Consider the following 11,641-nt stretch of genomic DNA (forward strand, 5'->3'; position numbering starts at 1 on the left):
GGGGCTCCGGCGTGGACCAGGATCCGCTGACCACTGCGTTTCACCGGGACTTCGACCTGTTCGAGCCCCTTGATGCCGCTGCTCTGAGAGCGGTCTTTCGCCTGCGCTACGAGGTCTACTGCCGCGAATTCCACTTTGAACGCGAGGAGGACTGCCCGGAGGAACAGGAAATCGACGAGTATGATGCGGACTCCTGGCACTGCGTCCTGCAACACCGTTCCAGCGGGACCGCTGCCGGGTGTGTGCGCATTGTCCCCGCCAGTGGCAGAGGTTCCCACACCGAGCTCCCGATGGAGAAATACTGTCGGGGCAGTTTCCTGGATGTTCCCGAGCGTCCGGATCGTCTGGATCGCGGCCTGGTCTGTGAGGTCTCGCGCCTGGCTGTACACGGCCGGTTCCGACGCCGTCGTGGGGAGGCGGCAACCCCGCGGGGGGACGTGCGCACCCGGCAGATCGCGGCGGAGCAGTACCGCTCTTTCCCCATGCTTGCGCTCGGGCTTTTCATGGGCGCCACCGCGATGGCCACGCTGCACGGCAAGGAGCATGCCTTTGCCATGATGGAACCGTCCCTGGCGCGCATCCTGCGACGCACCGGGCTGCCCATGGCACAAGTGGGCAGGCTGCAGGAATACCATGGCCGGCGGGCTGCCTTTTACATTCACCGCGAGACGGCCAGCGAAGGCATCGAACGCTCGGAATTTCTGCGAGACCTGTATCACCACGCCTATGACATCTTCACCGGGAACATGGAGCCTCCGGCGGATCGGGTGTCGCGGGTCCGGGCTGCCTGATGTCCGGGTTCGATTACAACGTCGCCTTCGTTCGCACGATCGGCTGGGTGACCCGGACCGAACTGGAGCGCCTGCGCAACGCCCGGATCGCCATCGCGGGGCTGGGGGGCGTGGGCGGCAGCCATCTGCTGACCCTCGCCCGGCTGGGTGTCGGGCATTTCCACATCGCCGACTTCGACCACTTCGAGTTGCACAACATGAACCGCCAGGCCGGGGCGAGCATGTCGCGAATGGGCTGGCCCAAAGTGGACGCGTTGCGGGACCTGGCGCTGGACATCAATCCGCAACTGGAGATCCGCAGCTTTCCGGAAGGTGTCCATACCGGCAACCTGGATGCGTTCCTTCAGGGGATCGACGTCTATGTCGACGGACTCGATTTCTTCGCCTTCCAGATTCGCCGCGAAGTCTTCGCCGCCTGTGATCGCATGGGCATCCCTGCCGTGACCGTGGCACCGCTCGGCTTCGGAGCTGCGCTGCTTAATTTTCGTCCCGGGGGCATGAGCTTTGATCGTTATTTCGATCTGCGCGATGACCTGTCCGACACCGAGCTGTCGATACGCTTCATGGTGGGTCTGGCGCCGGCGATGCTGCACACGGGCTACCTGGTCGACCCCGACGCGGTGGACTTCGAGGCCCGGCGCGGGCCCTCGACGCCGATGGCGTGCGAGCTGTGTGCCGGGGTCATGGGGACCGAAGTCCTGAAAACCCTGCTGGGCCGCGGTAGAAGCACCTGGGTCCCGCGCGGGGTGCACTATGATGCCTATCGTCAGCGCCTGGCACGGACCTGGCGACCGGGTGGCAACCGCAATCCGGTCCAGCGACTGCTGATTCATTTCGCGCGCCGCCGGCTCGCTCGACTGCAGCGACGGCGCGCGACCGCTTCACCTTCGGGAACGGGGTAACCCCATGCAACGAATGAAAACGACTCTCATGGCCCTTGGCATGCTGGCCGTCGGACCGGTACTCGCCCCGGTGGCCGCGGCCGACGACGCGGGCCGCGAACTGGCAGAGGCCGTCCACGAGCGGCCCGAAGGCAACGACGTCGTCACCCGGGGAACCATGACCCTGACCGGGGAGGGCCGCCGCGAGCGCGTGCGCGAGAGCTATGAATACCGCCTGGATGGCGATGAGCCCGGCGAGAGCTGGAACCTCATTCGCTTCACCTCGCCCGGGAACATCGCCGATACCGCCCTGCTGATTCACAACCACCCCGGTGGCGATGTGGACCAGTGGCTGTACCTGCCCGCAACGCAGCGTGAGCGCCGGGTCTCCGGCGAGAACCGGGGCGGGAGTTTCGTTCAGTCCGAGCTGTATTTCGAGGATCTCGAAGACCGCGAGCCGCACAAGGATGATCATCGGATCCTGGGTCAGGACACGTTCCAGGAAGTCGAGGTCACGATCCTGGAAAGCGTGCCGGTCGATCCCGGCAACTCGACCTACAGCAAGCGCGTGAGCTGGATACACGAAGAGACCCTGATCCCGCTGCGCATTGACCTGTACGAGGGCGGGGAAGAGCCGTCCAAACGCATGGAGGTTCAGGAAATGGAAGAAATCCAGGGCTACTGGACGGTCATGCGCAGCAGCATGACCGATCTCGACAGCGGCCGCATCACGATCCTCGGAGTTGAGGATGTGGTCTACGACAATGACCTGCCGCGTGACCTGTTCACCACGCGTGGTCTGGCGGATCCGCAGCGTGCGCGCCCCTATCGGCCCTGAACGGGCGCGGCCGCGCCGGCATCCGGGCCGGGCGGGGCTGTTCCTTGCCGTGCTGGGGGTCGTCGTGCCGCCAACGGCCGTCGGCGAGACGGCCGCGACGGAGGGTATGACGGAGAGTCCGCCGGAAGAGGCCCCCGTCCGCTTTACCTTCGGAGTTCAGGGGGAGGCCGGAGACGCTGAAAGCGAGGCACCCGAACCGGACTCGCCCTGGCGGACACGGGTGGATGATGCGAACGTGGAGGCGGGGATCCTCGCGACCTCCGATCGTCCCGTGGATTTCACCCAGCATGGCCGTGCCGTGGTCTCCGCCGCCCGCCCCCTGGGGGAGGCCTGGGAACTGCGTCTGGGTGCGCGCGTCGATGCGCAGCTGCAGCAAGGCGGTGACTATCCGGGGGTCTCGCGGCTGAGGGCCGACTACGACGAGACCTACCTGCGTTATCGCGGGGACCGGACACGCTTCACATTCGGGGCGCAGCAGATCCTCTGGGGGCGCGTCGACGAGATCCCGCCGACCGACCGCCTGAGCACGAAGGATCTGACTCGCTTCGGTCTGGATGACTATGCGGATCGGCGGCGCGCCAGCCCGGCGATCCGCGCGGAGTTTTTCCAGGGCGCCTGGCATGCGGATCTGGTGTTTCTCCCGCTGTTTCGCGAGGCCGAACTGCCGCACCGGGACAGCCTGTGGCACCCGGTGGATCGCAATCGCGGCGAACTGCTGGGCCTCCCGGCACAACCGGAGCTGGCCCCCTTCATTCGCCAGGCCGATGTCGACGATGATCTCTCCGGCAACGGGGGCGGGGGTATCCGCCTGGCGCGTGCCGGGCGCGGTGCCGATTTCGCCGTCACCCTGCAGCGGGCGCGTCACTCGGAACCCTATTATCGGTTTGACGAAGCAACACGCCAGGCGATCCTCGCCGGCATGCCTCCGCCGGAAGAGGCGACCCTGGAGGCCATCCATCCGCGAACCTGGGTCGCCGGGGGAGATATCGCCTTTGCCGCGGGGGCGTGGACCTGGCGCGCGGAGGCGGCCTGGCTGAGCGATGTTCCCGTGACTCGCGCGGACGATCTGCGCCAGGAAACGACCGAAGGCTTCGACTGGGTGATCGGTGTCGAGGGGTTCCCCGGCGATGGCGATTTCCGCATGACCACTCAGCTGACCGGGCAGCACCTGATGGGCGCCGGCGACGTGCTCGATGACACGGAGAGCTATTTCCTGACCGGCGAGTTCGAACTGCCGTTCGCGGGTCACGCGTGGAACGCGCGGCTGCGGTACTCGCTGGGACTGAACCGGCGCGACGTCTACCTGCATCCGGAACTGGCATGGACCGCCCGCGAGCCCATGGAGTTCTTTATCGGCGCTCACTGGCTGGACGGCGCGGATGGAACCGCCGGTGACTTCTATCGCGACAACCGGATGCTGGTCATTGGCTGGCGGGGCCAGTTCTGATGCACTGGATGCTGCGGCATCCGTCCCTGGCACTGGTTCTCCTGACCCTCCTGGTCGTCCTGCCCGGGCCCGTCCTGCTGCAGGTCGATTTCAACAACGCCCCCGAGATCTATTTCCCCGAGGACGCACCGGCCGTGGTCTTCGACCGCGAGCTGCGCGAGCATTTTCCCCAGGATCAGGTGATTGTCGCGCTGTTTTCCGGGGAGGGCGTCTACCAGACCGAATTCCTGCAACGCATCGGGGCACTCTCGCAGGCGCTGGCAGCCGCCCCGGCGGTCGAGCGGGTGCTGTCGGTCACCACCCTGGACCACATCCGTGCGACGCCAGCCGGCTTTTCGGTCGAGCCACTGATCGATCCGCGGGAGCTGGACAGCCGTACGCCGGAGGCCTGGCGGACGCGAGCGCTGGAGGACCGCTTCGCACCCGGGCTGGTGGTGGCCGACTCGGGCGAGGCGATCGCGCTGGTGGTCCGTCCGCACGCCCTCGACAACAGCCTCCAGCGGCTCCAGCTGGAACAGTTGCTGCGGGCCGGGATCGCGGAACACGGGCTCGCGGACGACCTGTCCGCGGTCGCCGGCCATATCGCCCTGGACGTGGCTCAGCTGCGCGCGATGCTGACCGACCTGGCGCTGCTGGTGCCGGGCACCATGACAATCGGACTTTTGCTGCTGTGGTGGCTGTTCCGGCGCTGGCTGGTGGTGGGAGTCGCGGCCGCCACCATCAGCGCCGTGACCGGTCCCGCCATCGCACTGCTGATCCTGCTCGAGCGGCCGTTCACGCTGATCTCCGCGATTCTGCCACCGCTGCTGACGGCCCTGACCGTGGCCATGCTGATGCACTTCTTCAATGCCCAGCTGCATGCGGCGCAGCGGGGTTATCTCGGGCGCGATCGGGTGGTGGCGGCCCTGCAGGCGGTGGCGCGCCCGATTCTTTTCATGGCGTTGACCACCGCGGCGGGTCTGGCTTCGCTGAACGTGAGCAGTATCCGGCCGATTGGCAGCTTCGGGCTGGTCGGGGCATTCGGCGTATTGCTGGCGGCGGCCATTGTTCTGTGGCTGTTGCCAGCCCTGATGGCCCGCTGGGACCGGGGCCCGTGGCATGCGCCCCGACGGAGCCTGCGCCTGCTGGACCGCGTCACCGGCTTCGCGGCCCATCTGGCCATCCGCCGCGCCGGCTGGGTGGTGGCCATCGCCGCAGCGCTGATCGCGATCGCGCTGCCGCAGATCCGGCATGTCGAGGTCGAGACCGATCTGTATGCCTTCTTTGACGATCACCACCCCATCACTCAGTCGACCCGGCAGGTCGAGGAGGAGCTTTCCGGCGTGATGGCCCTTGAGGTGGTGTTCCAGGGGCCGGAATGGGACAGCCTGCAGGCCCCGGACCGCCTGCAGGCCATCCATTCGGTGCAGGAATGGCTGGATGCCCGGCCGGAGGTGGATTACAGCATGTCGCTCCCGGATCTGGTCGCGGAGATGCACTGGGCCTTCAACGAAGAGGATCCGGCCTTCCGGACGATCCCGGACAGCAGCGACCTGGTGGCGCAGTATCTGTTCATCTACGACGGTCGCGACCTGTACGACGTGGTCGACCGGGATTTCGGGCGCAGTCGGCTGCTGGTCAACCTGAATGCTCACGGGGCCCGCGAGATCAATGCGCTGATGGATGATCTGCGCGACCGCCTGGAGGCGCACCCCCCGGCGGACATGCAGTGGGATCTTGCGGGGATGGCACGGCTGTTCGCCGATCAGGAACGCCTGCTGATTCAGGGGCAGCTCCACAGCCTGTACGCCGTGGCCGGCATGCTCGCGCTGCTGATGCTGGTGATGTGGCGCTCGGTCCCGCTGGCCGCCGTGAGCATGCTCCCGAACCTTGCTCCACTGGCCTTGATCTTTGCGGTGATGGGGTTTCTCGGCATCTGGCTGGACATGGCTACGGCGATGATCGCCAGTGTCGCGATCGGTATCGCCGTGGACGACACCATTCATCTGTTGTACGGCTATCGCCAGCGCCGTCTGGCCGGCAGTTCGGTCGCCTGGGCCCTGGCCCGTACGTTCCGCCGCACGGGCCGCGCGATTACGGCCACCACCATCGTGCTGGTCGGGCAGTTCCTGTTGCTGGCCCTGTCCGACTTTCAGCCGACCGCCGCCTTCGGTTTGCTCACGGCCTTCGGGCTGGTCGCCGCGCTGATCTTCGACCTGCTGGTGCTGCCCGCACTGCTGGTCCTGGGCCACCGTCTGAGGAACCGCCCGGTTCTCTCCTGACTGGCGGCGCGTAGACTCCCTGTAACCGGCACAAAAAAAGACCCCGTCCGGAGACGGGGCCGAAAAGGGGCCTTTCCTTGAGGGGGGGGGCAAGGAAGGCCCGGGCTACACCTGCGGGACTTGCGCCCGCAGGTTGTTGTCGTTCGTCTGCCGGCGGCCACGGATGGCGATGAAGCCCAGGAACAGCAGACCGGTGCCCAGCAGGATCAGCATGCCCGGCTCCGGCACTTCGTAGCGTACGGTGCTGTTCAGCTGGGTCTGGCGAACCAGAGCGCCGCTCTCCAGCTCCACCAGCTGGTCAGCCGTCGGGATGGGCGGATCCACGTTGGTGTCAAGGCGCCAGCTGATGGGGATGCCGGCACCGCCCTCTTCGCTCGCAATGTCGTAGAAGCTCTCGCCGGATTCGTGATCGATGAAGAAGTTCCGGACGAACTCGTTGTCGGCCCAATCGTCGTCGAAACTCACCTTGCCCATGATGTCGAGATTGGCGGCCTGGATCACGGAGCCCTCGACGTCCATGCGCATCACCTTGGTCCGGTCACCGGAGGCGCCGTCTTCAAAGTAGGTGTCGAAAAAGCCATCGGTGTAGCGAATGCTCAGGTCGCCGTTGTCCGTCTCGTAGACCTCCCCCTGGATCTCGTAATCGAAGGTGAGTCCCCAGCCGGTGTCGTCGTAGAACCATTCGTCGGAGGAGAAGCCGTTATTGGCCTGCGTGCCACCGACTCCGCTCACGAAGTTGAGATTCACGACATTCTTGTCGGCGACATCGTCCGGATATTTCAGCGATACCGATGATTCACCGTCGATTGCCGTGAAGTTGCCCTCCGAGAATCCGAAACCATCCATGGTGCTTTCGAGATTGGTGTCCACGAACTGGGTACCCGCGGTATTCGGGTCGCCCAGGTAGAAGGACGAGGCCAGCGTGTTACTGGTTCCGAGTGTGTCGATCTCGCCGGTCTGCGTGCTGCTGTTGCCACTGAAGTCCTGATCAACATCAATGACAAAGGATCCGGCGAGGGCAGGCGATGTCATCGCCATGCCCAGTGCTGTTGTCAAAAGGAGATTCTTGTAGTTCATCGTCATTTCCTTTGAAAGGTCTGAATGGGTACCGCAAGGATACTTATGCAGACCTCGTGCCAAAGGATGAATAGTTGCAGAAAAAGGCCTAATTACAGGAGGTTAAAATAACCTGTCTCCGGTGGTCCAGGTGCACCGGGCGGGTTTTCCGGGCCCGGTGTAAACCTTCTGTACGGGCCTGCCGGATCCCCCCCTCAGCGGGCCAGCTGATCGTGAAGCGCCCGCGCCTCGTTGCGCTCAGGGAAATCGCCTCCTTCCTGCAGGATGGCTTCCAGCAGGGTGCGTGCGCCCGTGGAATCGCCGGCCCGGTCGCGTGCCCGCGCCAGGTTGTAGCCGATGTCCGGGGTGGAAGCGGCATCGTCGAAGGCGGTCTCCAGCACTTCGCGGGCCTCGCCGGGCTGATCGCCGTAAAGCAGTACAACACCCAGGGTGTCGAGGACCACGGAATGGTCGGGCGCCAGGTCCCGTGCCCGGCGGGCGTGATCCAGCGCCTGCTCGTTGTCGCGTTCCCGCAGCAGCCAGGCAAGGTTGTTGAGCGCGATCACGTCGTTCTCGTGCCGGGCGAGCAGGACCCGGTAGGTGCTGATGGCGCTCTCCTCCTCGCCCAGCTCCACCAGGGTCGACCCGAGCAGGTGGCGTGCGCCCGGGTCCTCGGGATTGCGCTGTAACCATTCCTCCAGTTCGCTCAGCGCCTGTTCGGTCTGCCCGGCTGCCATGCGTACCTGATGACGTTCGGCCAGCCATTCCCGTCGTGGTTGCTGCTCGATCGCCGCAGAATAGGATTTCGCAGCGGCCTCGTGGTCCCCGGCGCGGGCCTCGAACCAGGCCCGCTGAGCCTTCACGGCCGGCAGGTCGGGCCCGGCCTCTTCCAGCGGGCCAAAGGCCTCCCGGGCCTCATCCACTTGCCCCATGAGGCTGAGCTGGCGCACCAGGGCCTGCCGTGCGTCCATGCGCTCGGGGTTCAGGGACAGGACCTCGCGTAGCGCGACCACGGATTCCTCCGGGGCGCCACTGGCGGCGAGAACGCGTGCCAGGCGGAACTGGAAGGTCGCGTTGTCGGGTCGCAGTGAAGTCAGCCGGCGCATTGGATCCACCGCTTCCTCCGGCGCTCCGCGGCGCTCCTGCACGTCGGCCATGGCGAACAGGGCCTCCGGTTCTTCCGGGTGGCGTTCCAGAGTTTGTGCCAGGGTCTCAACGGCAGCATCCGGGCGGTCCTGTGCGAGCTGAGCACGGGCCAGAATGAGGCGCGGCTGCAGCTGATCGGGGGCCTGTTCGATGGCCGGCTCAAGCCACTCGGCCGCCTGTTCCGGGCGTCCATCGCTGAGGGCCATCCCCGCGAGGCGCATGGCTGACCCGGGATGGCCGGGTTGCCGGCGTTGCAATTCCTCGAACACCTCGGTGGCTGCATCGCGATGGCCCATCCGCAGCTCCAGCGAGCCCAGGTTCATGGCCAGACTGATGCTGTCGGGGACCTTCTGCAGGCCTTCCTGGAATGTCAGTCGGGCCTCCTCCACACGGTCCAGCCCCAGCAGGGCCGCACCCTTGACGTTGTAGCCCTGGGCCGCGTCCGGCGCGTCCGCAATCATCTCGCGCGTGAGTTCCAGCGCCCGAGAATAGCGGCCGGCCCCGAGATGGGTCATGGCTTCCGCCTCGGCCGTGTTCCCGGATTCGCCGGCCGTGCTCTCGCGGACGGCGGCGGCCTCGTCTTCCTCGCCGCGCTCGACAAGCACCTGTGCCAGCATGCGGCGCATGGTCGGCGTGGCGTGACCTTCTTCGATGGAGGTCCGCAGCAGCGCTTCGCCCTGCTCGGTGTGGCCGGTCTCCAGGTAAACTGCGGCCAGCAGGTTACCCAGCTCCGGCGTGAGTTCCGGGCGGCTCTCCAGGGCGTTCGCCAGCACTCGGCGTGCGTGATCGGTTTCATCGCGCTCCAGGTGGATCCGGGCCTGCAGCTGATAGGTCATGGAGGTGCTTTCGCCCAGCGCGCGGTGACGCTGGAGCTGGTGTTCCGCCTGAGTCAGGTTGCCGTTCTCCAGGTGAATGGCCGCCAGGTAGGGCATCGCCGCGCGGTAATTGCGGGCAGCGGAAAGGCTTTCTTCCAGATACGCCTGAGCCTGGTCGTATTCGTCCTGGTGGAAATGGATCATGCCCTGCAGAAAATGGCCGCCGGGATGCCCGGGTGCGCCGGTCCGCAGGACCTCGGCATCGGCCGCCGCCGCTTCCATGTTTTCCAGGTGGAAGTGCGCAAAACCTCTCTTGAGACGCTCGGTGATCTGGTCCGGACGCAGCTCCACGGAACGGTCATAGGCGGCGAGGGCAGCATCGACATCCCCCTCCACACGTTTCAGGTCTCCCTTCAGGCTCCATGCGGCACCCAGCTCTTCGTCGGCGTCGAGGGCGGCCCGCACTGCGGTGAAGGCTGCCTCGATATCACCGTCACGAAAGGCCTTCTCGGCCTCGGTCAGGTGCAGAATGGCCAGGCCGGGATCCAGCGAACGAGCCTGTTCGAGACGTTCATGGCCGGACTCCGTATCTCCGGCTCGTACCAGGCCCAGGGCCTGATAGCTCAGGAATTCCGCTTTCTCCGTGTCGGTCAGATGCGCCGGAGGGTCCAGGTCCTCGATCTCCTCCAGCCGGTTCAGGTGAAAAAGGCTGCGGGCCAGCGGCAATACGATATCGGGCTGCTCCTGCTGGCGCCACGCGCGCTCAAGATGGCTCGCGGCGTTGTCGTGCTGGCCGTGGTGGTGGTAGGCGAGGCCGAGACCGGCGCGGGTTGGGGCCCGGCTTTCCTCGCGCAGGGCATTGCGGTATTCGATGATCGCCGCAGCGTAATCACCCCGTTCCATGTACTGGTCGGCACGCTCGAGGTAGTCGGCCTCGCTGGCGTTGCCCAGTCCATCGCAGCCGGTGGCGGCCAGCAGGGCCAGCGCCAGAAGAGCGGTCGGGAACGCCGGGCGCGAGTGACGAAAACGCGCGGGGCGTTGCGGGTACGGGTTCTTCATCGGGTTTCCCTCAAGCCAAGTTTGTCGAGCAGGCTGTAGACGGTCGGGCGGGTAACGCCCAGGAGGTCCGCGGCCTGGGCGATGTTCTGATTGCTGCGCGCCATGGCGCGCAGGATGGCTTCGCGTTCGGCGCTGTTGCGGACCTCGCGCAGTCGGGGAGAGGGCGCCTCTTCCGTCAGGTGATCCAGTCCAAGGTCGCGGGCGGTAAGCAGTGGCCCGTCCGCCATGATCACGGCGCGGCGGACTACGTTCTCCATCTCGCGCACATTGCCGGGCCAGTCGTAGGCTTCGATCGCATCCGTTGCGTCACGCGTGAAGCCGCGGTGGGGCTTCCTCTGTTCCCGTGCGAACTGTTTCAGCAGGGCGTGAGCAATCAGGCTGGCGTCGCCCTTGCGGTCTTTCAGGGGCGGGATCCGGATCTCGATTTCGCCGATCCGGTAGTAGAGGTCCTCGCGGAACGATCCGTCACGAATCAGATCCGCGAGGTTCTGGTTGGTGGCCCCGATGATGCGCACATTGACCGGGATTTCGGCGCGGCCGCCCAGGCGTTCCACCTTGCGTTCCTGCAGGAATCGCAGGAGCTTCGCCTGCAGGCTTTGCGGCAAGTCCCCGATCTCGTCAAGAAAGAGGGTCCCGTTATTGGCGTGTTCGATCTTGCCGATGGTCTGGCGGGAGGCGCCGGTGAAGGCCCCCTTCTCGTAACCGAACAGTTCGCTTTCCAGCAGGTTCTCCGGAATCGCCGCGCAATTGATGGCGACAAAGCGCTCGTTCGCCCGGTCGCTCAGATCGTGCAGCGCGCGTGCCAGTACCTCCTTGCCGGTGCCACTGCTGCCCAGCAGCAGGACTGTCGCATCGGATGGCGCCACGCGTTCCACCATGCGACAGACCTTGAGCATGTCGGGGTCCGAGGTAATCAATCCGGACAACGGGCTGTTCGAGTGGAGGGCCAGGGCGCGGTTCTCCGCCTCGAGCGCGTAGAGCCGTGCCGCACGATCCACGATCATGCGCAACAGATCGGACTCGACCGGCTTGATGTAGAAATCGTAGGCCCCGAGGGCCACGGCCTTGAGGGCATTGGACCGATCATCGTTGCCGGTCACCACGATCACCTTGGTTCCTGGTGCCTCGGCCAGGATTTCCTGCAATAGTTCCAGGCCCTCGGAGGCATTGGCCGCATCCGGGGGCAGGCCCAGATCCAGCGTGACCAGGCCGGGGGCATGGCGCCGGATTTCGGTCATCGCCGAAGATCGATCCTCCGCTTCCAGGATTTCGTAACCATCGAAACACCAGCGCAACTGATTGCGCAGGCCCTCGTCGTCTTCCACGATCAGTAATTTGGGCAGTGAG

The 11,641-nt window shown here is 65.7% G+C and carries 8 protein-coding genes; 5 read left to right on the top strand and 3 right to left on the bottom strand.

What is annotated here, in order from left to right:
* Positions 1–11: 11 nt before the first annotated feature.
* Genes G020_RS0101625 through G020_RS0101645 form a run of 5 tightly spaced genes read left to right on the top strand, consistent with a single transcriptional unit; the run spans position 12 to position 6,218 of the window.
* A complete protein-coding gene (locus G020_RS0101625) occupies positions 12–791 on the top strand; it encodes a PEP-CTERM/exosortase system-associated acyltransferase (protein ID WP_018945795.1) in 780 nt (259 codons plus the stop codon).
* Positions 791–1,693 carry a ThiF family adenylyltransferase gene (locus G020_RS0101630; protein ID WP_018945796.1) on the top strand — a complete coding sequence of 301 codons (903 nt, stop codon included), beginning with the start codon at positions 791–793 and terminating at the stop codon, positions 1,691–1,693. Before G020_RS0101625 ends, G020_RS0101630 begins: the two co-directional genes overlap by 1 nt.
* 40 nt (positions 1,694–1,733) lie before the next feature.
* Positions 1,734–2,510 (top strand): outer membrane lipoprotein-sorting protein, encoded by a 777-nt coding sequence (locus G020_RS0101635; protein ID WP_231363033.1) that lies wholly within the window; start codon positions 1,734–1,736, stop codon positions 2,508–2,510.
* 37 nt (positions 2,511–2,547) lie between these two features.
* Entirely contained in the window at positions 2,548–3,957 is a 1,410-nt protein-coding gene (locus G020_RS0101640) for a hypothetical protein (RefSeq protein ID WP_369774023.1), read from the top strand.
* The gene (locus tag G020_RS0101645; protein ID WP_024328395.1) at positions 3,957–6,218 is read left to right on the top strand and encodes an RND family transporter; all 2,262 of its coding nucleotides are present in this window, start codon (positions 3,957–3,959) and stop codon (positions 6,216–6,218) included. The genes G020_RS0101640 and G020_RS0101645 overlap by 1 nt, the downstream gene beginning before the upstream one ends.
* 105 nt (positions 6,219–6,323) lie before the next feature.
* Here G020_RS0101645 and G020_RS0101650 read toward each other — a convergent pair whose 3' ends face one another.
* The 3 genes from G020_RS0101650 to prsR form a co-directional block, all read right to left on the bottom strand.
* Positions 6,324–7,295, bottom strand: coding sequence for a PEP-CTERM sorting domain-containing protein (locus G020_RS0101650; RefSeq protein ID WP_024328396.1), 972 nt, complete (start codon positions 7,293–7,295; stop codon positions 6,324–6,326).
* A gap of 194 nt (positions 7,296–7,489) precedes the next feature.
* Positions 7,490–10,294 (bottom strand): XrtA/PEP-CTERM system TPR-repeat protein PrsT, encoded by a 2,805-nt coding sequence (gene prsT / locus G020_RS0101655; RefSeq protein WP_024328397.1) that lies wholly within the window; start codon positions 10,292–10,294, stop codon positions 7,490–7,492.
* Positions 10,291–11,637, bottom strand: coding sequence for a PEP-CTERM-box response regulator transcription factor (gene prsR, locus G020_RS0101660; protein WP_024328398.1), 1,347 nt, complete (start codon positions 11,635–11,637; stop codon positions 10,291–10,293). Before prsR ends, prsT begins: the two co-directional genes overlap by 4 nt.
* Positions 11,638–11,641 lie beyond the last annotated feature (4 nt).

The organism is Thioalkalivibrio sp. ALR17-21 (assembly GCF_000420185.1).
Lineage (GTDB): Bacteria > Pseudomonadota > Gammaproteobacteria > Ectothiorhodospirales > Ectothiorhodospiraceae > Thioalkalivibrio > Thioalkalivibrio halophilus.

What these genes read in the sequence shown, in the direction of transcription:
- G020_RS0101630 (WP_018945796.1), top strand. Translation starts at nt 791, where the DNA reads ATGTCCGGGTTCGATTACAACGTCGCCTTCGTTCGCACGATCGGCTGG.
- G020_RS0101635 (WP_231363033.1), top strand. Translation starts at nt 1,734, where the DNA reads ATGCTGGCCGTCGGACCGGTACTCGCCCCGGTGGCCGCGGCCGACGAC.
- G020_RS0101645 (WP_024328395.1), top strand. Translation starts at nt 3,957, where the DNA reads ATGCACTGGATGCTGCGGCATCCGTCCCTGGCACTGGTTCTCCTGACC.
- G020_RS0101650 (WP_024328396.1), bottom strand. Translation starts at nt 7,295, where the DNA reads ATGAACTACAAGAATCTCCTTTTGACAACAGCACTGGGCATGGCGATG.
- prsT (WP_024328397.1), bottom strand. Translation starts at nt 10,294, where the DNA reads ATGAAGAACCCGTACCCGCAACGCCCCGCGCGTTTTCGTCACTCGCGC.